General features: G+C 57.8%; 18 protein-coding genes. 3 read left to right on the plus strand and 15 right to left on the minus strand.

Going from position 1 to position 23,987, the window contains the following annotated elements; all coding sequences use genetic code 11:
- Window positions 1-280: 280 nt before the first annotated feature.
- The 7 genes from CXU21_RS01465 to CXU21_RS01495 form a co-directional block, all read right to left on the minus strand.
- Window positions 281-1,552 (minus strand): adenylosuccinate synthase, encoded by a 1,272-nt coding sequence (locus tag CXU21_RS01465; protein ID WP_102724786.1) that lies wholly within the window; start codon window positions 1,550-1,552, stop codon window positions 281-283.
- A gap of 122 nt (window positions 1,553-1,674) precedes the next feature.
- On the minus strand, window positions 1,675-3,063 hold the full coding sequence (locus CXU21_RS01470) for a nicotinate-nucleotide adenylyltransferase (RefSeq protein WP_102713310.1): 1,389 nt from the start codon (window positions 3,061-3,063) through the stop codon (window positions 1,675-1,677).
- A gap of 28 nt (window positions 3,064-3,091) precedes the next feature.
- Window positions 3,092-4,516 carry a hypothetical protein gene (locus CXU21_RS01475; RefSeq protein WP_102724787.1) on the minus strand — a complete coding sequence of 475 codons (1,425 nt, stop codon included), beginning with the start codon at window positions 4,514-4,516 and terminating at the stop codon, window positions 3,092-3,094.
- Window positions 4,517-4,531: 15 nt separating this feature from the next.
- Window positions 4,532-7,057 (minus strand): transglycosylase domain-containing protein, encoded by a 2,526-nt coding sequence (locus tag CXU21_RS01480; protein ID WP_180972574.1) that lies wholly within the window; start codon window positions 7,055-7,057, stop codon window positions 4,532-4,534.
- Between the two features lie 273 nt (window positions 7,058-7,330).
- Window positions 7,331-7,906, minus strand: coding sequence for an aminoacyl-tRNA hydrolase (pth, locus tag CXU21_RS01485; protein WP_102724789.1), 576 nt, complete (start codon window positions 7,904-7,906; stop codon window positions 7,331-7,333).
- 118 nt (window positions 7,907-8,024) lie between these two features.
- Window positions 8,025-8,927 (minus strand): DUF58 domain-containing protein, encoded by a 903-nt coding sequence (locus tag CXU21_RS01490; protein ID WP_102724790.1) that lies wholly within the window; start codon window positions 8,925-8,927, stop codon window positions 8,025-8,027.
- Between the two features lie 38 nt (window positions 8,928-8,965).
- Window positions 8,966-9,970 (minus strand): AAA family ATPase, encoded by a 1,005-nt coding sequence (locus CXU21_RS01495; protein ID WP_102713300.1) that lies wholly within the window; start codon window positions 9,968-9,970, stop codon window positions 8,966-8,968.
- A gap of 103 nt (window positions 9,971-10,073) precedes the next feature.
- Between CXU21_RS01495 and CXU21_RS01500 the strand changes: the two genes are divergently transcribed.
- A complete protein-coding gene (locus tag CXU21_RS01500) occupies window positions 10,074-10,931 on the plus strand; it encodes a carbon-nitrogen hydrolase (RefSeq protein ID WP_102724791.1) in 858 nt (285 codons plus the stop codon).
- A gap of 201 nt (window positions 10,932-11,132) precedes the next feature.
- Here the strand turns inward: CXU21_RS01500 and CXU21_RS01505 are convergent, their stop codons facing one another.
- Window positions 11,133-12,239, minus strand: coding sequence for a zinc-dependent alcohol dehydrogenase (locus CXU21_RS01505; protein WP_102724792.1), 1,107 nt, complete (start codon window positions 12,237-12,239; stop codon window positions 11,133-11,135).
- A gap of 355 nt (window positions 12,240-12,594) precedes the next feature.
- On the opposite strand from CXU21_RS01505, the gene serS reads away from it, so the two are divergent.
- Window positions 12,595-13,875: a serine--tRNA ligase gene (gene serS, locus CXU21_RS01510; RefSeq protein WP_102724793.1), complete on the plus strand. Its 1,281-nt coding sequence runs from the start codon at window positions 12,595-12,597 to the stop codon at window positions 13,873-13,875.
- A gap of 37 nt (window positions 13,876-13,912) precedes the next feature.
- Window positions 13,913-14,695 (plus strand): hypothetical protein, encoded by a 783-nt coding sequence (locus tag CXU21_RS01515; RefSeq protein WP_102724794.1) that lies wholly within the window; start codon window positions 13,913-13,915, stop codon window positions 14,693-14,695.
- Window positions 14,696-14,937: 242 nt separating this feature from the next.
- Here CXU21_RS01515 and CXU21_RS01520 read toward each other — a convergent pair whose 3' ends face one another.
- The 7 genes from CXU21_RS01520 to CXU21_RS01550 all read right to left on the minus strand — a co-directional run bounded on the left by CXU21_RS01520 (window position 14,938) and on the right by CXU21_RS01550 (window position 23,826).
- Window positions 14,938-15,261, minus strand: a complete 324-nt coding sequence (locus CXU21_RS01520) for an RNA recognition motif domain-containing protein (RefSeq protein ID WP_102713290.1) — start codon at window positions 15,259-15,261, stop codon at window positions 14,938-14,940.
- A 453-nt stretch (window positions 15,262-15,714) separates the two neighbouring features.
- Window positions 15,715-16,464, minus strand: coding sequence for a hypothetical protein (locus CXU21_RS01525; RefSeq protein WP_180972575.1), 750 nt, complete (start codon window positions 16,462-16,464; stop codon window positions 15,715-15,717).
- A 114-nt stretch (window positions 16,465-16,578) separates the two neighbouring features.
- On the minus strand, window positions 16,579-17,196 hold the full coding sequence (locus CXU21_RS01530; protein ID WP_146016901.1) for a hypothetical protein: 618 nt from the start codon (window positions 17,194-17,196) through the stop codon (window positions 16,579-16,581).
- A gap of 11 nt (window positions 17,197-17,207) precedes the next feature.
- Entirely contained in the window at window positions 17,208-18,794 is a 1,587-nt protein-coding gene (locus CXU21_RS01535) for a hypothetical protein (protein ID WP_102724797.1), read from the minus strand.
- Window positions 18,795-18,820: 26 nt separating this feature from the next.
- On the minus strand, window positions 18,821-19,648 hold the full coding sequence (locus tag CXU21_RS01540) for a hypothetical protein (protein ID WP_102724798.1): 828 nt from the start codon (window positions 19,646-19,648) through the stop codon (window positions 18,821-18,823).
- Window positions 19,649-19,773: 125 nt separating this feature from the next.
- Window positions 19,774-20,883 carry a radical SAM family heme chaperone HemW gene (gene hemW, locus CXU21_RS01545; protein ID WP_102724799.1) on the minus strand — a complete coding sequence of 370 codons (1,110 nt, stop codon included), beginning with the start codon at window positions 20,881-20,883 and terminating at the stop codon, window positions 19,774-19,776.
- 15 nt (window positions 20,884-20,898) lie between these two features.
- Window positions 20,899-23,826, minus strand: a complete 2,928-nt coding sequence (locus tag CXU21_RS01550) for a hypothetical protein (RefSeq protein WP_146016902.1) — start codon at window positions 23,824-23,826, stop codon at window positions 20,899-20,901.
- Window positions 23,827-23,987: the final 161 nt, after the last annotated feature.

Raw genomic sequence — 23,987 nt, forward strand, 5'->3', positions numbered from 1 at the left:
CACGTTCCGGGCTTGAGGGAAAAGGGATTGGGAAGAAAAAAATTGGTGGTCCAGGGGCATCCAGCCGGGAACGGCGGCCTTCCGGCTTTTGCGTATCATATAAAATCCGGAGCGCGGTGAAGGGGAATTCTTTTTCGGTGACAGGGTTTTTCAAGGACCGGAGGTCCTTGTGCCCGGCTGGTTGTATCTTGAAGACTCCGGCGGTTTCCCGAATATGAAAAGGCCGTTCCGGTTGTGACGGAACGGCCCTGAAGGTTAAAGGAGGTTTTGGAACCCCGGGTTATTTCACGGCGATCGTCTGTTCGCGGTCGGGGCCCACGCCCACCGTGGTGACGGGGCAGCCGATGAGCTCGCTCATGCGCTTGACGAACTTCTTGGCGTTTTCCGGAATCTCTTCCCAGGAGCGGCAGGCGGAGATGTCCTGCATCCAGCCGGGCATGGTCTCATACACGGGCTTGCAGCGTTCCCATTCATCCACCGTGGCGGGCGGATAGGCCTGGATTTCACCGTCCAGGTCATAGCCCGTGCAGATCTTGATTTCCGGGCACTTGTCATAGCCGTCCAGGTTGGTCATGGCCATTTCATCAAAACCGTTGAACATGGCGGAGAAGCGGAGCAGCACGCCGTCAGCCCAGCCGCAGCGGCGGGGGCGGCCCGTGGTGGCGCCGAATTCGCGGCCCATGCTGTGCAGGTGGTTGGAGATTTCTTCATCCTCCGTGACGAAGGGACCGGAACCCACGCGGGTGGTGTAAGCCTTGCACACGCCAATGATGCGGTCAATCTTGTGCGGCGGCACGCCCGTGCCGGTGCAGGCGCCGGCGGAAGAGGTGTTGGAGGAGGTGACGAACGGGTAGGTGCCGAAGTCCACGTCCAGGTACGCGCCCTGCGCGCCTTCAAAGAGGATGCTCTTTCCGGAGGTCACGGCTTCATGCATGACCGGGATGGTGTTGGTGATGTGGGGGCGCAGCACGTCCGCGGCGGCGGTCACTTCCTTCACCATCTTTTCTTCATCCATGGCGGGAAGGCCCATGCGCTCCATTTCCGCGTTCGCCATCTTGATGCGGCGGCGCAGCACTTCGTCAAAAATCTGGGGGTCCCTCATGTCCGCCATGCGCACGCCGATGCGGCGGGCCTTGTCCGCGTACGTGGGGCCGATGCCGCGCTTGGTAGTGCCGATGGCCTTTTTGCCGAGGGAGGATTCCTGGGCGGCGTCCATTTCCTTGTGGAAGGGAAGGACCACATGGGCGCGGTCGGAAATGAGAAGATTGTCCTTCGTGATGGAGACGCCCTGGCCGCGGAGTTCATTGATTTCCTCCACCAGGCCGATGGGGTCCAGCACCACACCATTACCAATGACGCAAAGCTTGCCGGGCCACAGGATACCGGAGGGGACCAGGTGCAGGATATACTTCTTCCCGTTGGCGATTACGGTATGGCCGGCGTTGTTGCCGCCCTGGCCGCGTGCAACCACGTCGGCAGATTCCGTCAGGAAGTCGATCATTTTGCCTTTGCCTTCGTCGCCCCATTGGGAGCCGATAATAATGGTATTCATGATAAAAATGGAACTCGAAGACCTTAATGATATTCCCGCCTTATGGCAAGACAATCTTACCAAGTTATTAAGTTTTCCTGATATTACAGGCAAACCTTCCGGGCGGCGCGGAGGCCGGGGCGTCAGCGGAAGTGCAGGGCGGAGCGGTGCGCCTCCTGCGGGACCAGCGTTTTCCAGACGTCTTCATCCGCGGCAATCATGCGCTGGATGTCCCGCGGCGTGTGGCGCAGCAGGAATTCGTTAAAGAAGGGGACGTCCACCACCAGGCCGTTGGCCAGGAAGTGCTGGTACAGGTGCACGTACTGCTCCGGGGCGCGGAAGGTGCGGGCCGTGACGAATTCCCCGGATTTGCGGTTGAGCCAGGGGGAGACGTACAGGCGCGTCTTGTTCTGGAAGGTGCGGCCGAAGGATTCCAGGATGCCGCCGGGGATGTCCTCCGTCCATTTTTCCTTGAACAGTTCATTCAGCAGGCCGATGGAGAGGGCGATAGCGATGGGCTCATTCGTGTAGCGCGCGAGGAGTTCCGACAGGTTGTCGAACCGGGCCATCTTGGTGATCAGCACGTTTTTGCCCAGGGCCTTCAGGCTGTCTGCGCGGTCCAGGAACTCCAGGTGGTCCACATCGTCTCCGCGGAGCAGGTTGTTCATGGATATTTCACAGATCTCCAGGCAACGGTCCGCCTGGGTTTCATTAATGTGGGTGAGGAAGGTCTTCTTCACCTGCGACATCACCTCCAGATGCAGGTTGCAGACGGGGTTGAAACTGCCCCTCATCAGCACGATGGGGCGCTTGTACAGCACGTCCGCCGCCTGGGCCACCTGGCCGTTTGCCAGGAACAGGGTAGCGGGGGTCAGGCCGGACTGAACCAGCTGGAGGGCAAAGAGGCGGTTGTCCACCATGGAGAAGCCGTGGCCCTCAAAACGGACGACGTCTATTTCCACCAGCCTGGGGTCCAGATTGTCTATCAGGGATTCAATGAATTCCTCCAGCCGGTCCCTTTTGAAAAAGACGGCGTGCAGGATGTTGACGCCCAGGATGCCCAGGTCCTTCATCTGGCTGTCGTGGTCCGGATCATTCAGGCGCACGTGGATGATCAGGTCGGAAGGTTCCGCCCCCGGCTTCAGTTGGAAGCGCACGCCTATCCACCCGTGCCACGGTCCGTTATCCCGGTAGCCCTTCACCTTCACCGTGTTGCAGAAGGCGAAAAAACGGGTGTCCTTCCCGCGCTGCGGCCCCAGGCGGTTGACGAGCTGGGTGAACTCGTAATCCAGCATGCCTTTCAGGCGCTCTTCAGAGACGTAGCGCTTGACGGGGCCGTACAGCGTGTCGCTGACGGTCATGTCATAGGCGGAGATGGTCTTGGCCACCGTGCCGGCGGCCCCGGAGGCACGGAAAAACCAGTTGGCCGTTTCCTGCCCGGCGCCGATTTCCGCAAAGGTGCCGTAAATGGTGGTGGCCAGATTGAGCTGGAGGGCTTTGTCCTGTGTTTGCGCTAGTGCTTTGGAACTCATGAAAGACGGGGGACCGGTTCTGGATTTGTCAGTTGGCGGTGGGAAGAAGGCTGCGGGTGGCGTCACTCATCCACCCGGAGTACAGCAGCCTGTCAATAATGACGGACTGGTTGCCGGGCAGGTCCGCCGGATAGCGGATGAGCACGCAGGCGCGCACGGGGCCGTTGTAAAGCAGCTTGGTCAGCTCCAGGGCCAGGGGGGAATACCTGTCCACGTACGCGTTCAGGCGTTCGCCGTTGGGGAATTCAAGGCTGAAGCTGACGTAGGCCGTGTTGCGGTAGCTTTCCGCGGAGGACTCCTCCAGGAAGGGCGCCTGGTAAAGGCCGGACATGCTGAGGGCTATCCTGACGGGAACGGGCGCGGAGGGCCGTTTGGCTTCCAGTTCCGCCGGGACCATGGGGGAATAGCCCTCCCAGGCCTCCCAGTCCAGCTTCCACTTGGCGGAATCCCGGTCATACAGGAAGACGGCGGGATGCATGGTATTGTCATCCATCAGCACGGAGATTTGAAGCAGGTCTCCGTTCTTGGAGCTCTTGCCCGCTTCCTGGGGCAGGTAATCCTTATACTGCCCGTAAGCGGCCCACTTTTTCATTTTGGGCCGCGTGGCGGCGGGGTCCATCACGTAATTGAGCCTCTCTTCATCTGATTTGGCCATGCAGTACAGGGCCAGCTCATTCATGGCCGCCGTGATGTGGGCGGATACGGCTTCCGCCTCCCGGTCATCCCCGCTGCGGGAGCGGACGGCCAGGCGGTACTGCTGTTCCTTCTGCTGGAGTTCTCTCAGCAGGTCCTTGTTCACCTCCGGGGAGAAATCCGCTTCATGGTCCACAAACCGGTCTGAAATGTTCAGAATCTTGGAGCTTTCCGCTTCCATGTCCCTGCCGCGCAGGAACATGAACACGCCCAGGGAGGCCAGAACCAGGCCTGTGATAAACAGCCAGATGTGCCAGGTGGGGCGGCGCTCGGTGCGGGCGGCCTCCATGGCGGTGGGCTTGTATTCCGGCTCCGCCTGCGCCAGGGAGGCGTTGCGGGCGGTGGTGATGGCGGGCGCGGCGTTTCCCTGTTCCTTGCGTTTACGGATTTTTGTGGTGTGCTCCGCGGGAGCGGGAGCGCCGGGAACGGTGATGCTGCGCCTGTCCGCCTTTTTTTGAGGGGCCAGGACAGGGGAGGATGCGGCAGAGGGGCTTTTTTCCTCCGGCTGCGCGTTGTTCTGCGGAAGGGAGTGTTCAGGTTCCGGCTTCCGTGCCGGGGTGGCGGGCGCCTGTTCTTCCGTTGCCCGGGAGGGCTTTTCCTCCGGTGCCGGAGCTGCGGCCTCCCCTTCCTTCCGGGCCGTGACCGGGGCGGAACAGATGGGACAGGTGACCTGGCGTCCCAGAAAAGACGTTTCCACGGCAAAGAGGTTGCCGCATGAAGGGCAGGTGCAGGCTACCGTATCCTGGGATGGGGAGGGCATGAGTGAGAAAAGGAGTTACAGGTGGATGAATTCCGGAACGGGAATGTTGATGGGTTTGGGCGCGGGCAGCGTGATGTTCGTATCCGCGTGGTCCTGGGAAACGGGGTCCGCGGAAAGAGCTTGAGCCTCCGGCACGTTTTCTCCCGCGCTCAGCAATTCAAAGTTGCGGTTGGCAGGCGCCTGGTTCACCTCCGTGTGGTAGGGGTCGTCCCCCTGGAGGATGGCCTTGGTGGGCAGGATGGGCGGCAGGGGGAGAATGCGGTTCTGCGCCGTGAAGGGGGAGACGGGGGCGGAAATGTCCTCCCCGTGAAGGTCGCAGAAGGGAAGGCTGGAATCCCCCTTGCGGAGGTATTCAAACATGGTGTGGCGGCGGTACTTCTTGTCTACCGGGTCAATGTCATAGCAGCTGTGGGTGGCCCTCTTCCCGGTGGTCAGGCAGATTTCCACCCTCTCCACGCTGGGGGGCGGGGCCAGTTCCCCGGCGGGGAACAATTGTTCCGCCGTGGTGATGGCCGTACCCAGCACCGGGGCGCAGGTATCCGAAGAGAAGGCTCCGTTGTAAATGGGCTTTTTCCCTTCCAGGAAGCCCACCCAGATGCCACAGGTGATGCGGCTGTCATAGCCGAACAGCCAGTTGTCCGCAAAATCGTACGTGGTGCCCGTCTTCACGCCGCCCTTGAAATCCTTCGGCAGGTGCGGGGCTACGCGCTGGGCGGAGCCGCTTTTCAGGGAGGAATGCAGGATGTTGTGAAGCTGGAAGGCCGTAGCGGTGGAGGTGGCCCCTTTCCGCACCTGGGAATTGTTCCGGGTTTCAATGGCCTGGGTGGACTCCCAGATAAGCTGGCCGTTCTCATCCTCAATCCTGTCCAGGTAATAAATATCCTGCGGGCGGGAGCCGCCGTTCGGGATGGCGGTGTAGGCCAGGGTCATCTCCTTCAGGGAGGCGGGTTCCGTTCCCACGAAGATCTTGGGGCGGTAAACGGGATTCACTTCCGTGCTCCCCGCTTCCCGCACGGGCTTGCGGATGCCGAAATCCGTCAGCTTTTTCACGAAGGGCGGCGTTCCCATGTCCATGCCCATGCGCAGGGAGGCGGCAATCTTGGAGGCGGACAGGCCGCGGTGGGCTGTAATCATGCCCTCATAACGGTTTTTGGAGCTTTCCGCTCCCCATTCTCCCAGAATACCCTCCGACCCGCCGATGCCCGTCAGGCGGTTGTCAATGGCGTCATCCAGAATGTGGGTGACGGGGCTTTTGCCCGTGTCAAAGGCCGTGGCGTACAGGAAAGGAAGCACGGCGGTGCCGGTGGGGCGGGCGCCGTCCTTGATGGCGTCATATTGCCGCTTGGTGTAGTCGCGCCCGCCGTGGTACGCCAGAACGGCGCCGGACTGGTTGTCCACCACCAGGACGGCTCCTTCCAGATAGCGCGGCTTGTCTCCGGAGGCGCTGTGGTAATCCGCGGCCTTCTGGTGGCGGTAGCCGGGGCGCTGTTCAATATGTTCCAGTGCCTGTTCCAGGGCTTTTCCGGTGGCCTCCTGAAGCTTCCTGTCAATGGTGGTGTAAATCTTGAGCCCGGCGGCATTCACGCGCTCCTCCCCCAGGTAGGCGGTGATCTCCGCGGATATGCGGTCGTAAATGTGGGAAACGCCGCGTTTCAGCGGTTTGGAGTCCAGCCCCAGGTCCATGGCGGAAAGGCGTTCCGCTTCATCCGCCGTGATGTATTTTTCCTTGGCCATGCGGTTGAGCACATGGTTGCGCCATTTCAGGTTGCTTTCCGGATTATTGAGGGGGGAAAGGCCGTTCGGGTTCTTGATCAGGGCGGCGATGGAGGCTGCCTCCCGCGTGGTCAGGTCCGCCGGCTCCTTGCCGAAGTAGCCCAGGGAAGCGGCGCGGATGCCGTAGAACCCGCTGCCGAAGTAGACGCGGTTCAGGTAAAACTCCAGCACCTGGTCCTTGCTGTACCGCTCCGTAATGCGGCGCGCCAGGGCTATTTCCACAAACTTGCGGCCAAAGCTGCCTTCATTCCTGGCCTTGGCCCGGTTTTTCAGGTCATACGCGTTTCTGGCCAGCTGCTGGGTAATGGAGGAGGCGCCCTGGTTGGCGTCCCCGCTGTTATGGAGGTATTCCTTCGCCGCGCGCAGAATCCCCAGGAAGTCGTAGCCCGGATGTTCCCGGAAGCGGGAATCTTCCTGGGCGATCAGTGCGTTAACCATGGCCGGAGAAATCTTTTCCAGCGTGACATAACTGCGGTTTTCCACATAAATGCGGCCTATCTCCTCCCCGTTCCGGTCATAAATGATGCTAGGTTTTTCCAGGTCGTTGATGCGTTCCAGGTCAAACTCCGCCGCCCAGTTGTCATAGCGCTTCCAGGCCATCATGAAGCCGAAGTAGCCTACGGCCCCGCCGATGACCGCCATGACCAGGCACCACAGGATCAGCTTCTTGACAAAGCTCCAGAAGCGTTTCCGGGGCTTCGCCTTGGGTTGGCGCCTTTTGTTGGCCTGCATGTGCCTGCGCGGAGCTTGTGAACTTAATTCAGCCATGAAGATGAAACAGGATGTGTCCCGGGAGAGAGAAAAACGTGCAAGAACCTTAACGGATTTCCGTTTGTTTAGCAATACCGTACACTGTTGACGAGAGAAAAAAGAAGGCATGCTCCCCGTAATCTTCCTGAACGCCGGCGGAATGCCGCAGGGCCCTGCGGCAACGGAATCATCATGCGGCGGCAGGGTGCGCCGGCTTTAAGGAAAAAAGCGTGCGCTCCCCCCATGTGCATATGTTAACTGCCGCAAGGGGCTTGCGGCGTGCCGGACGGCTTACTGTTCCTGTGCGGCGTTAAAGATGTTGCCTGCTTTGGTAAGGCCGTGCTCCATGGTATACAGCACGGCGTCCGCCGCCTTGCCCAGCATCACGTCCAGAAGCTCGCGTTCCTCAGGGCGGAATTTGCCCAGCACGTGGCCGATCATTTCCCCCTTGCCGCGCGGCAGGCCGATGCCGAAGCGCAGGCGCGGGAATTCCTGGGTGCCCATGTGGGCGATGAGCGACTTGAGGCCGTTGTGGCCTCCGGCGGAGCCTTTTTCCCGCAGTTTCATGACGCCCAGCGGAAAATCCACCTCATCATGGATGACGAACACGCTGCGCGGGTCCAGCTTGAAGAAGCGCATCATGGGCCCCACGCACAGGCCGGATTCATTCATGAAGGTGGCGGGCTTCACCAGCAGGACGCCGGGACCTGCCGCCAGCTCGCACTTGCGCTGCTTGTCCGTCTTGAACACGCAGCCCCACCCGGCGGCCAGGCGGTCCAGCACCATGAAGCCCGCGTTATGGCGGGTGTCTTCATAAGTCTTGCCCGGATTGCCCAGGCCCACGATCATTTTAACGGGTGCGTCCACGAGATGAAAAAAATGGGAAAAAGGGATGGAAGCCGCCGCTCTCCGGCTGCGGAAAGCGCACAGGAATCCTGCACCCGTTCCGCGGAGGGATCAACCGTTCCGTGAGACAGCCGGGAGGTTATCTCCCCGCTTTCTTCTTCTGCCTGCCCATCAGGAACCCGGTCAGCACGTCCTCCAGGGCGTCTCCGGTCCTGACCAGGCGGTAGTCCGCGTTAATGTCCGTGCAGATGCGGCGCGTTTCTTCCAGGTAACTGGCCACGATGGCGCGGTACTCGTCCGCAATCAGGTCCGGCTCCGTAATCAGGGAGCCGCCGCCCTCCATGTCCACAAAGCGGATGGGGCGGTCAAAGTCAAAATCAATTTCCAACTGGTCCACCAGATGGAACACGGCCACGTCATGCTTGCGGAAGTGGAGGTGGCGGAGGGCGTTTTTAAGCTCCTCCGTATCCGTGAACAGGTCGGAAAAAATCAGCACCAGGGCGCGGCGGCTGACGCGCTCCGCCAGCTCATGGAGGGTCTCTGCCAGCACGGTTTCCCCTTTGGGGTACTGCGTATCCATCTGGCTGATGAGCACGTTCAGGTGGGCGGGGCGGCGGGAGGCCGGAATGTGCAGCGTGGCGCCGTCCTTCGTCTGCCGGGAAAAACTCAGCCCCACGGCGTCCCCCTGCCGGATGGCGATGTAAGCCAGGTTGGCCGCCAGCCTGCACGCGCGCATGTACTTGGACTCCACCTGCTCCGGGTGGTAATTCATGGAGCCGGAAAGGTCCATGACGATGTAGGCGCGCAGGTTGGTATCCGCCTCAAACTCCTTGATGTAATACCTGTCTGACCGGGCGTACGCCTTCCAGTCCAGGCGGCGCGTATCATCCCCGGACACATACTTGCGGTACTCCGCAAACTCCACGGAGGAGCCGCGGTTGGCGCTCCTGTGGCGGCCGGATACGTTCCCCGTCATGCTGTGGCGCGCTTCCAGGGGAAGATTCCCCAGGCGGCTGAGCAGGTCGTGGTTCAGGTATTTCATGGGTGGGCAGGGCAAGGGAGTAGGTAACGCGGGGGCGGTCAGACCTCCGCCGCCAGGCGCGCCACGGCCTTGCGGGGCGTGATGCCCTGGGACTCCGCGGCGAAGTTGGTGACCACGCGGTGCATCAGCACGGGTTCCACAATGGCGTCAATGTCCTCCTTGCGGACGATGTAGCTGCCCTGGAGGGCGGCGCGCGTCTTGGCCCCCAGAATGAGGAACTGGACGGCGCGGGGGCCTGCGCCCCAGGCCACGTACTGCTTCACCCATTCCGGAGAAGTCTCCAGGGAGGGGCGGGTGGAGCGCACCAGCTTCACGGCGTACTCGTAAATATGTTCCGGAACGGGCACGCGGCGCACCAGGTCCTGGTAAAAGATGATCTCCTCCCCGGAAAGGACGTGCTTGAGCTCTTCGCTGCGGTTTCCGGTGGTCTCACGGGCGATGCGCATTTCCTCCTCCTCCGTGGGATAATCCACTTCAATCAGGAACATGAAGCGGTCAAGCTGGGCTTCCGGCAGGGGGTACGTGCCTTCCTGCTCAATGGGGTTCTGGGTGGCGAGCACGAAGAAGGGGGGCAGAAGGGTGAAGGTGCGACCCATGACGGTGACGCGGCGCTCCTGCATGGCTTCCAGCAGGGCGGACTGGGTTTTTGCGGGGGCTCGGTTGATTTCATCCGCCAGCACGATGTTGGCGAACACGGGGCCCTTGATGAACTCAAACTGGCGCTTTCCTCCTGCGGAATCATCCTGGATAATGTCCGTTCCGGTGATGTCCGCAGGCATCAGGTCCGGCGTGAACTGGATGCGGTTGAAACTGAGGTCCAGCGTTTTTGCCACGGAGCTGATCAGCAGCGTCTTCGCCAGTCCGGGAACACCCATCAGGAGCGCGTGCCCGCGGGAAAACAGGGCGATGCTCAGCAGCTCCACGACGCGCTGCTGGCCGATGATGATCTTGCTCAATTCCGCGGAAAGCTCCTTGTAAATGGCGCCGAGCCGGTCAATGGCGGCTACGTCGTCGTCAGGCAGAGATGGGGTGGTGGGTTCCATATTGCATGTACATAACACTTTTCATGCCCTTTTCCATCAAATAATCACGCCGCATTCATTTTCCCTGCTTGGAATGGGAGGGGAAACGGGGTAAGGAAAGGGCATGCCGAAAATCGCACTCATTCAACTGTCCGCAGACGCCCGGCCCTCCGTGAACAAGGAAAAGACGGAAGCCGCCATCCGGGAAGCCGCCGCCAGCGGCGCGCAGATCGTCTGCACCCAGGAACTCTTTACCACGGAATACTTCTGCAGGACGGAGGAATGCGACTTGTTCAACCTGGCGGAACCCATCCCCGGCGAACTGACGGAAGCCCACTGCAAGCTGGCCGCGGAGCTGGGTGTGGTGATTGTGGCCTCCGGCTTTGAAAAGCGCGCCACCGGGCTGTACCACAATACCGCCTGGGTGGTGGACGCGGACGGAACGTTCCTGGGCATGTACCGCAAGATGCACATACCGCAGGACCCGGGCTTTGAGGAAAAATTCTACTTCACCCCCGGCGACCTGGGCTACAAGGCGTTTGAGACCAAATTCGGGCGCATCGGCGTGCTCATCTGCTGGGACCAGTGGTACCCGGAAGCCGCGCGCCTGACGGCCATGCAGGGGGCGGAAATCATCTTTTACCCCACGGCCATCGGCTGGCTACCGGAGGAAAAACCCCTTCTGGGGGAACAGCAGCACTGCGCGTGGGAAACCGTGCAGCGCGGCCACGCCGTGGCCAACGGCTGCTACGTCTGTGCTGTCAACCGCGTGGGGACGGAAGGGGAAAGCGAATTCTGGGGGCAGTCCTTCGTGGCGGACTATTACGGCCAAATCGTCGCCAAGGCCCCCGTCAGCGATGAAGCCATCCTGTATGCGGACCTGGACCTGGTCGCTCTGGAAGACCACCGCCGCATCTGGCCCTTCTTCCGAGACCGCCGCATAGACTCCTATGGCGGCATCACGGAACGGTGGGGAAAGTGACCCTGTGGGAACCCGGAGTCATGTATTCCGGGTATCCCGTGGAAAGGCAGTGCTGTGAATGGGGCCTCGATTTTCTCCGGGGCATGCCGGGAGGGTAGCTGCCTCCGGGTGGATGAGTGACGCTCCCCACTGGAGAAAATGGCGTAAAAAACCGCCGCTCCCGGAGGAACGGCGGTGTGGTAAAAGGAGATGAATCTGCGCTTAGCCGCAGATGACGGCAATCTTGATGCCCTTCATCTGGACGTTCGTTTCCAGGGCCTCCGTGATTTCATCCAGCTTGAAGCGGTGGGAAATCAGCTTGGTCAGCGGCAGGCCGATGCCGTAGGCGCGCTTCAGGAAGTCAAACGTAGTCGGGTAATCCTGCGGGGAGTACACCCAGGAGCCCACGGCGGTCACTTCCTTGTTGCAGAGGTCGTAATGGTGGTTGATGACGCTCTCTCCGCCGTCCATGAAAAAGCCCACTTCACACAGGCCGCCGCCGCGCTTCACGAACTTCCACGCGTTTGCCCCGGCCTTGCCTACGCCCGTGCACTGGAAGACAAAATCCGCCAGGCGGCCGCCGTTGTCCTTCTTCACCGCGTCAAGGAGGCCGTCCAGGTCCGCGTAATGCGTGAAATTGTAGGTTCGGGAGGCGCCCATTTCCCTGGCCAGTTCCAGGCGGGAATCATTGCCGTCCACGGCGATGATGGTTTCAATGCCCAGCGTGCGCAGCGCGGCGATCTGGAGCAGGCCGATGGGGCCGCAGCCCTGCACGAGCACCACGGAATTGAACTTGAGCAGTCCGGTGGACTTGGCGCGTTCCAGGGAATGGACCACCACGGCGGCGGGTTCCACCAGAATGCGCTGGTCCAGCGTCATGCCGGAAACGTTGAAGAACGTGGAGCCCTTGCGGATGACCAGGTACTCCCCGAAGTAGCCGTTCAAATGCACGTCATCGTCAGGCATCAGGCCGTACACGCCCACGTTCTCGCACAGGTTGGTGCGGGCCGGGGTATTCAGGCAGGCGTCACAGGTGCCGCAGGGAATGATGCAGGTGACGATCTTGTCCCCCAGGGCCAGCGGATTGCCCGCCGTGTCCTTCGTGATATTCTTGCCCATGGCCACGATTTCACCCGTGCCTTCATGGCCCAGCACCACGGGGCAGAGGCCGAAGGGGTCCCGGTTGTACTCGTGGCCGTCCGTACCGCAAACGCCGCAGGCTTCCACCTTGATCAGCATTTCATCATCCCCGATGGCGGGAATGGGGTACTCACGGATTTCAAATGTCTTGGGAGCTGTCAGGACAGCGGCGCGTGCGGTTTGTTGCATAGTGTTCCTACACTACCCTCTGCCGTTCGAACTCTTCAAGAACAAATGAGGATGGGGGATGAATTAACCTGCTGAGAACGGAAAAGCATTCCCGTACGATCATCAAAAGGCCGTCAGAGGCGCCGCATGCCCTGCGGCAAATCCGCAGGATGCCCCTTTCCCCGTTCTCAGGAAAACAGCCCTCTTGCGCCCGGTTAATGGTGTTGCCGCATGGGCATGCGGCGCGCCTTGCGCGTTTTCAGAATAACCGTGGCGCGCCGGGGTGCAAGGCAGGTTGTTGCGCGTGAAGTTTTTCCATGAAAGTCCGTTCATTTGGCTTGCGTGGCGGAGGGATGGAGTGCAAGCTGTGCGCGTTATGCTTGATATCCGTGTAATACGAGAAAATCCGGAAGAAGTGAAAGCGCGCCTGAAGCCCCGCAGCGGGGAAGCGTGGAAGCTTGTTGATGACGTTCTGGCGTGCGATGAAGCGCGCCGCAATGCCGAGACGGAAAAGCAGGCTTTGCAGTCCGAGCGGAATGCCACCTCCAAGCAGATCGGCATGCTCAAGAAGAAAGGGGAGGACACCTCCTCCATTGAAGCGCGCGTGCGCGAGATCGGGGACCGCATCCGGGAGCTGGACCGCATGGCGGAGGAAAACGCCGCCCAGCTCACCTCCCTGCTGATGAACATCCCCAACCTGCCGCACCTGGAATGCCCCGTGGGCGCGGATGAAACGGCCAACCCGGAAGTCAAGCTGTGGGGAGAGAAACCCGCCATTGAAAACCCGAAGGACCATGTGGAGCTGGCCGCGAACCTGGGCATGATTTCCTTTGAAGACGGCGCACGGATCACAGGCTCCGGCTTTGTGGTATACCGCGGAGCGGGCGCGCGCCTGGAACGGGCCCTGATCAACTTCCTGCTGGACACGCAGACCGGGGAGAACGGCTATCAGGAAGTGGGCGTTCCCTTTGTGGTCAAGCGGGAGTGCATGGAAGGCACCGGACAGCTCCCCAAATTTGAGGAAGACATGTACGGCACGGAAGACCAGCAGATGTTCCTGATTCCCACCGCGGAAGTGCCCGTGACCAACCTGTACCGGGACACCATTTTACAGGAAAGCGAGCTGCCCGTCAAAATGGCGGCGTACACGCCCTGCTTCCGCCGGGAAGCCGGGAGCGCCGGGCGCATCAACCGCGGCATGATCCGTATCCACCAGTTTGACAAGGTGGAGCTGGTGCAGATACTGAAGCCGGAAGACTCCTTCCGGGAGCTGGAAGTGCTTCGCAGCCATGCGGAATCCATTCTTCAGAAGCTGGGGCTTCACTACCGTGTGATTGAACTTTGCACGGGCGACCTCGGCTTTTCCTCCGCCAAGACGTATGACATTGAAGTATGGGCTCCGGGCCAGGGGCAGTACCTGGAGGTTTCCTCCTGCTCCTGCTTTACGGACTACCAGGCGCGCCGCATGCGCCTGCGCTACAAGGACGCGGACGGCAAGAACCAGTTCTGCCACACGCTGAACGGTTCCGGCACGGCTCTGCCGCGCCTGTACGTGGCCCTGCTGGAATCCTGCCAGCAGCCGGACGGCTCCATCCGCATTCCGGAAGCGCTCGTGCCGTACTTCGGCGCGGACAGCATCCGCCCGGAACAGGCCTGAACCGGCGTTTTTCACGTCCCAACCCTGAATCAAGCCCATGCCTGACGAGGGACCGCTGGAACACTACCTGACTGTTTCCCATGATGAGCCGGAGCCGGACGTTCCGGAACCGGCTCCGGGGGGCAGTCCCGGACCCTGGCGGGAAAGGGGCGTCATGCTGGGCCTGGGCTTTCTGCTGGGGTGCGTGGGGGCGTACGCGCTGATCTATTCGGAAATGTCCGGCAGCATGGGGACGCTGAAAAAATCTCTTTCAGAAGAGCGTGATTCCAATGCCTCCCTGCAAAAGGAGCGTGCCCATCTGCTGGAAACGCTGGAGCAGGTGCGCATGGACAGCCTGCTGACGGAACGCTCCCCCCTTTCCATGACGGGTAGCGGCATTCCCGGGACAAGCCGCCGCCCCGTTCCCCAGCCTCCCCCTCTCACGCCTATGCCCTCCGGCGGGCAGGTCCCCCCGGCTCCCGTGCCGGAACCCGGCTCCGTGGAGGACCGCCTAGTCAATCCCGGTCCGGAGGACTGGAAAGAGCGCTACCAGTACGCCGCGCTGAAATACAACCGGGTGGTGGAGGATTACAACAGGCTGAGGAAGCTTTACATGAACTTGGTGGGCCAGGGCGGAGCAGCCACCGGTCTGGTGACGGGAGCACAGTTTTACAAAGCCCTGCGGAAGGATACGCGCGCGGAAGCGCGCAAGCTGGATGAACGGTACATGAGGGGCGGCCTGCGCGGCAGTGAGCTGCGGGAACTGGAACGCAGCAGGGATGAAATGCGGCACCGGGACTGGTGGCTGAAGAAGATGGCGCGCCAGTTCCGGATAGATTAAACGCGGCGGGAAATCCCTGTTGGGAGGAAAACAGTCCTCCGGAATGCAGCGGCTTAGCCGGAGATTCCATCCATTAAATGGCGCCGGGAGTATCTTCCGGACCATGCAGCAGGGAAGTCCGGAAGAAAAGATATGTGCCGTGGATGGCTATAAAAAATAATAAGGCCAGGAGCATGAAAGCACCGGGCCTTACTGGAAGTGTGGTGATCAGGGAGAGGCAAATGCCCTTCCCTCAATTTCCCTTAGCGGCGATTGCGGCCGTAGCCGTTATTGTCGCGTCTGCCGCCGCCGTTGCCGCGGAAACCGCCGCCCGTGTTTGACTGGGGCTTGGCTTCATTGACAACCAGGGGGCGTCCCTGAAATTCATTGCCGTTCAGGGCCTCAATGGCGCTGTTCATGGCATCCGCGGATTCCATGGTCACGAATGCGAAACCCCGGGGTCTACCGGATTCACGGTCGGTCGGAATGAATACTTCCGTCACTTCGCCATGGGAACCAAACAAATCCATCAGGTCCTGTTCGGTGGCATTGAAGGACAAATTCCCTACGTACATTTTTGTGTTCATATGATCAAAAGACAATGTGCTCTGATTACTCCTGAATGCATTCCCGAAGAGCCGGGATTAGAAGGCAAAATTCGAATACGCAGACACCGTTGTCTGTAAGAAAGATAGCCTCTGAATCATAAAATGCCAAGAATAATATTGTACGGCCTGAATATTTCCATGACAGCTTTTCATGAATTCCGGGGTTCGCCGTTTTTTACAGGGAAAAATCCCTTCCGTCAGCACAGCTCCGCGGCAATGGCGTCCACCAGCAGGCGGCCGCGGCCCTTCAGGGGGAGCCTTTCTTCCAGGGAAATGTCCGCCATATCCAGTTCCCGGTATTGTTCCAACAGCGGATGGAATTCCGGTAGGATGTATTTCCGTGTTAGCTTGCTATCCTCCAAAAGCGAAACCTCCCGTATTTTTCACATTTTGCGCGGAATAAAGGTTGGAATAGCTACCCTGTTAATGAGTTTATTCGGAGGGCGTGGACCAAGGCTCTTTGAATGAAGCTTCTATGTGTTCTTGGGATTCATACTGGGAATCAATAAATTGGGCAATGTCCTGAGCAGATTTAGTATTAGGTCCAAGAATTGTTTCAAAAAGCAATGTACTGCCTCGATAGCAAGTATTTTCATCTGTTTCTCTTTCAGCCTGCATAGGGAGGAAAATGACGAGCAGCCGACTTTGAAGTTGTAGGATACGCAGCAGGATGAATTTCTGCATTTCCGCTGATGAAGGAATGGACAGAATCTGCTTTTTCATCTTGGCGGTAGGCCCTGTAAGTTTTTTAAGGATGGGCGAAACTTTTGTATTGAAAGATTTAGCTGCATCATCGGCAGAATTTTTATCAACAATAGAATTGTGCCAATCCTGTACCTTGCCCACAGGCGTTTCATAGGTTTCAACGAATGTCTGCCATGCTTTTTGATTCTGTTCATTGGCAAGCAATTCCTTGCCGGGCGGTTCATAGGAAAGGTTTTTCAATACTTCCGGTTCCAGTCCGTTAATTTGGCATTCGTCTCCATGGCATGCTGAACAATAAATAAGGAGGGGAGATGCAAATGTAAGGATGATGGAGTATTTCATAATCGTCAAATATTGAAGGATGGCAGGGTTCCTGAATGAAGGAGAATAAACATTTTCTTCTGCAACTTTTCCCTGCGTAACAGCTAAGTTATTGATCTGTGGCGTTTCCAGGATGCGAGCACGTAAGTGAGGCAAAAGAATAAAAGAAAGAGAAAAATTGAATAGCAAGTACACGAATTTCTTCCTTACCAACTTGACAGGGGAGGGGGGCAGGAAATAGCAATCAGCACAATTCAGGAAACTGCTTCTTTAAGAAGATGGAATATCAGCCCATGGTCCTTCGAAAGCAGCTTCAAAACTTTCTTGGGATTCGTTCTGTGATTCAATAAACTTTGAGATATCTATCATGGAGGGGGATGTTAAACCTAGAATAGTTTCAAAAAGTTTGCTGCTTCCGTGGTAGCATGTCTCAGGGCTCACTTTTTCTTCATTTTGCATAGGCAGAAAAATAATTAACAGTCGTCCCTGCAGCTGGGAGATACGTAAAAATATGAACTTCTGCATTTCAGGAGAAGCTGGAATAGCAAGTGCCTGCTTTTTCATATCTGCAGAACGCCCTGTGAGTTTTTTAAGAATAGGCAGAACATCCTTGTTGAAAGAATCAGCTGCGGCATCAGCGGATTCTTTATCGACAATGGAATTGTACCAATTCTGCACCTTGCGGATGGGGATTTCATAGTTTTCAGTGAAAGTCTGCCATGCCTTTTTGTCTTGTTCTCTGGAGAGCAATTCGTTGCTCGGAGGGTCGTAAGAAAGGTTTTTCAGGTCTTCCTGGCTTACTCCGTTGATATGGCATGTATCTCCATGGCAAATTGAGGAGTAAACAAGAGCAAGGAGTACAAATGTTGTAATTTTTAAATGTATCATAAAAGATCAATTTATGGGGTGAAATGGTTGGCTGGAATAAGATGCTGGTCTCCTACATCAATTCCGTCTGTATCGGCAGCTTGGCGTATTTGTTCCCAAGTGGCTCCGGTATATTGTAAAATAGAGGCGACGAGCGATGCACAATTTGAACCATTATCTGTATTTTTGGGGTCATGATTGGTCAGGGGATTTGTAAAATACCGTTCTTGTTCATCGTAACTTTGAGCGAAATGAAGAACCTTCTGGAAGTATTCTTTATTTTTCACGCCAATAATATCTGTGAAGTTAGTAAAATGTTGTTTGTGCTGATTTTTGTACCAATTTTCTACAGCTAGTATGTCTGGCTGGTCGTTTTTATGATAGACCATATTAGTTAGACATGAAGCATATTTACTGTATGCACTAGCTTGCTTAAACGGGGAGGACAGCGGAGTGTACACGGTTTTGTATCTAGTTATTCCGTGGGAAGAATACGGCTGAAGCGTCTTTTTATACCTGATTTCCGGCCCTGCATCCCCGCCAATAGTGATGATTTTCATTCTGGGGATGGCGGTGCAGTTGGCAAGTCCGGGGTTCGGGAGATCTAATTTCTCCGGGTCGTCGGGAACGAAGAGAAGAAAATGATGGTTTGCCATGGGCAAGCCCTGGCAGGGCCGGATGGCCCAGTAAATTTCACCCAGTCGATTGGGAATCCCTTCATAATAAAAGATTTTGTCACCAATTGTTACACGGATTAGTTCTACTTCTGCCGGAGTATAGGTGATGCATGGCCCTTTGCCGATGGTTTTCCAGGCGCCATTGTTGGGTTGGAACGTATGGTTGCGTGCCAGAATGACTCCATTAAATCGCTGAGGGCATTTGGAGTAAGTTTGAGCTTCCCATTTGATGGGGACGCCTCCGGAATCTTCAGAAGGGCCATTCGCCAGGTAAGTTTTATTAATAGCAAGCCGGAGCTGGGTTTTTTTCTCCAAAAAGAGATGGCTTTTGCGGGCGGGCGCCGTTTTTTCCCCTAGGCACACATCAACGACAATGGGAGCGACTACAAGGCTGATGCCGTCCAGGTCACTTGTGCCCGGTTTGGGATTGTAATAGGTTTGCGAATATTTGATTTGGAATTGATAAGATCCCGCTTTCAGGACATGCGGGCAGTCCCGGCGTCCTTTGGAAATGTCATGTCCTTGTCCATGTTCCTTCAGCCAATCTGTTTTTTCTCCTTGTTCCGTAGTATAAGTGATGTCGCAGCCGTCATCGGAAATCAGGGAAAGCCAGGCAACCGTGGTAGGTTGGGAAATACGTTCATCCTTAAAATCCTTGAGAGAAATTTTTCCGTTATATGGGATCGTGGAGGGTGATTTGGGATCGGTTACTTCCGTCGTATTGGGGATTTTCAGTTCTCCGGCGCAGCATTGTTTCAATTTATCTGCAAGCTGGGAAAGATTGGTTACCACTTCAACCGGAGAAAGGGAATATTCCAATGTTGTCTTCCCTTCATAAACTTGTTGTCCTTTTGCGTGGAGGACAGATAGTGCAGCAATGCCGGCAACTGCAAGCAAAACCGGCATTTGAAAAAAACATCGGGAGATGAATGCTTTGTCCATATGATGATCAGGCAGGTTGAATGAGATTATTTTTTACGCTTTTTTTTGTTGGAAGCGGGTGTTGTCCATTTCCGGATTAAAGCACGGGAGCCTTCCATGCCCCGAATAGGCGGAATAAAGGATGCTGCCCACTGGGCTTTTTGAGGTTCTTTCATGCGTATATAAAGATTGGCTAACCGGTATCCGCAACGGGCCATTAAATAAGGATCTTCTTTTCCGTACCGCAGTGTCCTTATAAATAAAAGAGCCGCCAGTTTTCTTTGCAGGCCGGTTCCTTTTTCCATGGATATCCCCGCGCTTTCCCAAATTTTTAAAATGCGGGAGCGAAGGATCAATGGGCATCCTTCCTCCATTTCCAGTTCCATCAGGGCGCAAAGCGATAAAGCTTCCATGTCCATGGGGGAGTACCGGGCGGAGTACGTCCGGAGAAAGGCATTTTCCAAAAATCCGGTAAGGCAGGAGCGGCGTTGCCTTGATTGCATATTTTTATGCTGCATCAGGGCTGTCAATTCATTGAGGCGGGCACAAACATCACCAGGCGTTTGTCCCATGGCGGTCCGTTGAACGAAAAGAGATACGCCTTCGTCAAAGGTCAAAGCCGGATATTCCCGGACAAATTGATGGATTTTCGGGTTCTTTTTAGCAAAAGGAAAGGCGGATAGGGATTTCCGGAAGACCTGCCTTTTTTCAGAAAGAGGCGCGGATTCCAGGTAAAGGGGCAGGATGAACGTTTGGGGCTCCTGTGGTGATGCCGACGGCTTACTACTTCCCCATGCGTGGTTAAAGGAGGCCTGCAACAGGAGAACAAGTCCTGCCAGAAAAGAAATAGAGGAAATGCTGAACAGCGGATGCATGGAACATATCTGTCTATTTATGGTATAATGGAAGATAAAAAATTGAAAAATGTCAAGAAATCAATTTTAAACATTTTTTAATTTATTTCCAACTTATTGATATTAAGTTGGAAAAATAATGCCATTCAGCACAGCTCCGCGGCAATGGCGTCCACCAGCAGGCGGCCGCGGCCTTTCAGGATGAGCCGTTGTTCCGGGGAAATATCCGCCAAGCCCAGTTCCCGGTATTGTTCCAGCAGGGGGAGGTATTCCGGGAGGATGTATTTCAGCGGAAGCCCTTCATCCGTCCGGAGCATCAGGGCGATGCGTTCCAGGCGGTAGTCTTCCGCGGTGACGGGTTCCTGGTCGGAGAGGGGAAGGCCGGTTTCCAGCGTGCTGCGTATGTAGGCGTCCGTATCCCGCGTGTTGGAGTACCGCATGCCGTTGATGGTGCTGACCGCGCCGGGGCCTATGCCCACGTAGTCCTCGCCTTTCCAATAAGCCATGTTATGGGGGGAGCGGCAGCCTTCCCGTGCGTAGTTGGAGGTTTCATAATGGCGCATGCCCGCCGTTTCCAGGATGGTTTCCGCCAGTTCAAAGTAGGCCGCGTCTTCGTCCGGATCCTGCTTTTTTTCCCCGCTGAGCAGGCTCCGGAAGAATTCCGTGTCTTCCTCATAGGTGAGGTTGTAGGCGGAGATGTGGTCCGTTCCGGCGCGGACGGCTCCACGCAGGGTGGCCTTCCAGGTGGAGAGCGTCTGCCCTGGAATGGCGAACATGAGGTCCATGTTGACCTGGGGCATGCCCGCGTTTTTCAGCATTTCCACGGAGTGGAGGGCTTGTTCCGGCGTGTGCTCTCGCCCCAGCAGGCGCAGGATGCGCGCATCCAGGGATTGCACGCCCAGGGAGATACGGTTCATGCCCAGGCTGCGCCAGAAACGCACTTTTTTTTCCGTAAAGGTGGCGGGGTTGGCCTCAAAGGAGAATTCGTCCAGCCTGTCCACGGGAATCAGCCGGTCCAGGGTTTCCATCAGGCGCCCCAGATGGGTGTCCGAGAGCATGGAGGGCGTTCCGCCGCCGAAGTAGAGTGTGGCCGTTTCCCCCCCGCGGTCCATGGACAGGGCCGCGGCGCGGGATTCAGCCTCCCGCGCCAGCGCACGGATGAAGAGCTTCATGTCCGTGGAGGCCGGCGTGTGCTTGAAGAAGGCGCAGTACGGGCAGATGCGGTGGCAGAAGGGGATGTGAACGTAAAGATGCACGGGGGACGGAGGAAATCAGCGTCTCCGGCGGCGTCCGGAGTTTTCTTCCCCCTCGCCCTTCTTTTTCTGGGAGAGTTCCAGAATCCTGTCGGAAGAGTCCTTCATCTCCTTCTTGACGCGGGATTTTTCCGTACCGTCGGCCAGGGACATGTAGTTCTTCGTCAGGGCACTGTAGAAGGGGTGAATTTTCGTTTCCTTCTTGTTCTTGGGCTTGTACCTGAACCCGTCCGGGCAGGTGTCCACCATGTTTTTCATCCAGGGTATCAGTTCCTCCTTGGGCAGGGCCAGGCACAGGGCGTCCAGGGAGAAGGACATTTCCTCCTGATCCACGTCCTTGGGAGCGTTCAGAACGTTGTTTTCATCCCGGTAGAAGTTGAGGACTTTCTTGAAGCCCCTGTCCACGGTCCTCTTGAGCCTGTCCGTGCCCTGGGCCTTGGCATAGGCTATCTGGTAGGCGGCCTGGGGTTCCGGGTAGGAGTTGCGCTTGGACTCGGATTTGAGCCAGGACATGAGGTCCGCCCACTGGAAGGTCTTGTAGTCATGTTCCTGCTTCAGGGCGTTTTCCAGAATCACGGAGCAGAGCACATTGACGTATTCCTTGGCGTGGTTGGCCAGCATTTCCTTGCCGTTTTTGTCCCCGCGGCCTACGGAAGAGACGTATTTGCGCGTTTTCCAGAGCTTTCTGATGCCCATGCCGTCCGGAAGGGCCTCACGTACTTCATCCACCATCTTGGTAGCCCCCATGAGGTCCTGGGGAGCCTGCTTGAAGAGGGTGTACCAGGCTTCCGTATAGAACGGGTTGGCCTTGAGGATGGTTCTCATGGCGGTCTGGGTAAATTCCTTGGGAAGGGCGGCGGAGGCGTCTTCCGCTTCTTCCGTGGAGGAGCTTTTGCCTGCCAGCTTGTAGATGTTCATGGCGAAGCGGCTGTCGATGAATTTCTCGTAGTCGATGTTCATGGACAGGGCCAGCCCGGACTGGTATTCCGCGTTGCCGGTGCGCGGCGCCTTGGAGTCCCGGAAGTACCAGAATCCCGTGGTGGCTTTCAGGGTGTCCACGCTCTGGCCTACGCTCAGCCAGCAGCCGTTGCCGTTGAAATTGGTGGTCATCAGGTTGCCGTGGCCGGGTTGTCCGGCGGGGGCGGCGGGAATGCCGCGGGCAATCTGGGAGTTGCGGGAGATGAGGGACATGGTGCCGCACACGCCGCCTTCATGGAGCTTGCGTTCATTGGATTCACGGGACCATTCCGGGTCCGGGTCAAAGCTGAAGAGGATGGGGGGCTCCTTGTCGTCATCCATGCGGTAGGGGCCGTACAGCCACAGGCGCGTGGGGCCGCGCTGGCCCATGTAGCGTTCCCATACGCTGTCGCATTCCCGCAGGGGGCGCGTTTCGGAAAGGGCCATCATGGCTGGCCAGGGCGTCCCTTCCAGGGAGACGCCGGTCCATTCCACGCGCTTGTGGTCCACGTCCCGCAGCTTGCTGCAGTTTTCATATTTGTCCACCAGGTAGGTGAAAAATTCCACCGGGGTGGGGAACGGGTCCCTCTTGCGCCTCAGCTGGCCGTGGCGGTACAGGTATTCATGCAGGAACCCGGCCAGGTTGCCTTCCGTGATGGCAGTGTCCCCGATTTCCGAGACGGTGGGGTATTTGTTGATCCAAGCCTGCTTGGGCGTGATTTTCTTGCGGTCCAGGTAGGCTTCCACCTTCTTGTAGCATTCTTCATCCACCGTGCGCGGAGCGTTCCCGTACCAGTTCACGGGGGGTTTTCCGGCGCAGTACAGGTCCGCAGGCGGAGGCATGGCGCCGGAGGACCTCAGGCCGTTCAGTTTGCCCAAGGCGTCAATATAGCGGCCCTGCTGGGTAAGGTCGAACGCGCCCATGCCGAATTCGCGGCGGCCCACCGCAAAGGCCAGCACGAGCTGGTTGTATTTTTCCGTTGTTTCCAGGCCCAGTTCATCAATCATGAAGGCCACATTGGTGGCGACGCTGGGGTCCGGCGGGAAAAACATGGCGAAGACTTCACGGTTGTTCTTCGTGTTTTTCAGCCATTTTTCAAAGTCCGGGGAGAAGGCGCCGCCGCGCTTTTTCACGTAGTCGCGCACGTAGGCTTCTGCATAAAGGGGGTATTTAGCCAGAAGTTTTTCAGAAAATTTGCCCTTGGAGGCCATGGCTTCGTCCCGCAGCGCCTTTTCCATGGCGATGACTTGCGGAGAGGGGGAAAGATCGGGCGCGACCGGTTCCGGCTCGGGCTCAGGTTCCGGTTCAGGAGCCACGACGATGGGTTCCGGTTCCGGGGCAACCACCACGGGTTCCGGCTTGGGCGGAGCGGGCTTGGGTTTGGGCTTGGGCGGAGCCACTACCGGGGGCGCGACGGTTTTGGCGACGGGTTCCTTTTTGTCCTTGAGTATCTGGTAGCCCAGGAAGCCGAAGAGGACGAGCATCCCGGTAACGATGACCGTGATAACGGGGAAGCCGCCGGAGCGCTTTACCTTGGGCAGCGGCGCGCCGGGAGTGATCGGCCCGGCCACGGGTTTCCGGAGCTGGGGCTGCTGCGGCTTTTTGGCCGGGCGCAAGGCCTGGGCGTGCGCTACAGCCGGCTGGGGCTGTGCCGCAGCCTGAACCTGCGGCTGTGCCAGCGGGTAGAGGAAAAGTACGGTGCCGAAGCCCCTCAGCTTGCCTTCCGCATTGGCGGAGTACTGGGCTTCAAAGGTTTCCTGCGCCTGGGCGAATTGAGCTTCATTTCCCGGAGCGGGGGAAAGTTCCCCGCTGGCCAGGTCACGGGTGACGAGGCCCTGGGGGCAGAATTCACGCACCAGCACGGCCTGGCCTTCCGGGGAAAGGGCCTGGTACAGGTTGTAATCCGGACCGCTTTCCACAAGCGCCGTGATTCTATAACCGCCTATGTTGAAGTGGGACGGGAGGGCTGGGGTTTGAGGGATTGTCATGACGAATCAAAAGATCAAAGACTCATGTATTTAAAAAGATACTGAACCGTTTGTCAATTCCGGAGTGCGGAAGCTGTGCCATAAGCCGGAGGATGAAACGGAACGCCTCCGGGACGCGGAACGTCCCGTTTTACGGAAGCTGGAAGGGGGCCTTTGCCATC

Source organism: Akkermansia muciniphila, from assembly GCF_002884975.1.
Lineage (GTDB): Bacteria > Verrucomicrobiota > Verrucomicrobiia > Verrucomicrobiales > Akkermansiaceae > Akkermansia > Akkermansia muciniphila_C.

Bases quoted from the DNA above. Each gene is read 5' to 3' on its own strand.
- CXU21_RS01535 (WP_102724797.1), bottom strand. From the start codon at position 18,794: ATGGACAAAGCATTCATCTCCCGATGTTTTTTTCAAATGCCGGTTTTG.
- CXU21_RS01495 (WP_102713300.1), bottom strand. From the start codon at position 9,970: ATGGAACCCACCACCCCATCTCTGCCTGACGACGACGTAGCCGCCATT.
- CXU21_RS01470 (WP_102713310.1), bottom strand. From the start codon at position 3,063: ATGAGTTCCAAAGCACTAGCGCAAACACAGGACAAAGCCCTCCAGCTC.
- CXU21_RS01500 (WP_102724791.1), top strand. From the start codon at position 10,074: ATGCCGAAAATCGCACTCATTCAACTGTCCGCAGACGCCCGGCCCTCC.
- CXU21_RS01540 (WP_102724798.1), bottom strand. From the start codon at position 19,648: ATGCATCCGCTGTTCAGCATTTCCTCTATTTCTTTTCTGGCAGGACTT.
- serS (WP_102724793.1), top strand. From the start codon at position 12,595: ATGCTTGATATCCGTGTAATACGAGAAAATCCGGAAGAAGTGAAAGCG.
- CXU21_RS01505 (WP_102724792.1), bottom strand. From the start codon at position 12,239: ATGCAACAAACCGCACGCGCCGCTGTCCTGACAGCTCCCAAGACATTT.
- CXU21_RS01550 (WP_146016902.1), bottom strand. From the start codon at position 23,826: ATGACAATCCCTCAAACCCCAGCCCTCCCGTCCCACTTCAACATAGGC.
- CXU21_RS01480 (WP_180972574.1), bottom strand. From the start codon at position 7,057: ATGGCTGAATTAAGTTCACAAGCTCCGCGCAGGCACATGCAGGCCAAC.
- CXU21_RS01475 (WP_102724787.1), bottom strand. From the start codon at position 4,516: ATGCCCTCCCCATCCCAGGATACGGTAGCCTGCACCTGCCCTTCATGC.
- CXU21_RS01520 (WP_102713290.1), bottom strand. From the start codon at position 15,261: ATGAACACAAAAATGTACGTAGGGAATTTGTCCTTCAATGCCACCGAA.
- CXU21_RS01490 (WP_102724790.1), bottom strand. From the start codon at position 8,927: ATGAAATACCTGAACCACGACCTGCTCAGCCGCCTGGGGAATCTTCCC.
- CXU21_RS01515 (WP_102724794.1), top strand. From the start codon at position 13,913: ATGCCTGACGAGGGACCGCTGGAACACTACCTGACTGTTTCCCATGAT.
- CXU21_RS01465 (WP_102724786.1), bottom strand. From the start codon at position 1,552: ATGAATACCATTATTATCGGCTCCCAATGGGGCGACGAAGGCAAAGGC.
- CXU21_RS01530 (WP_146016901.1), bottom strand. From the start codon at position 17,196: ATGATACATTTAAAAATTACAACATTTGTACTCCTTGCTCTTGTTTAC.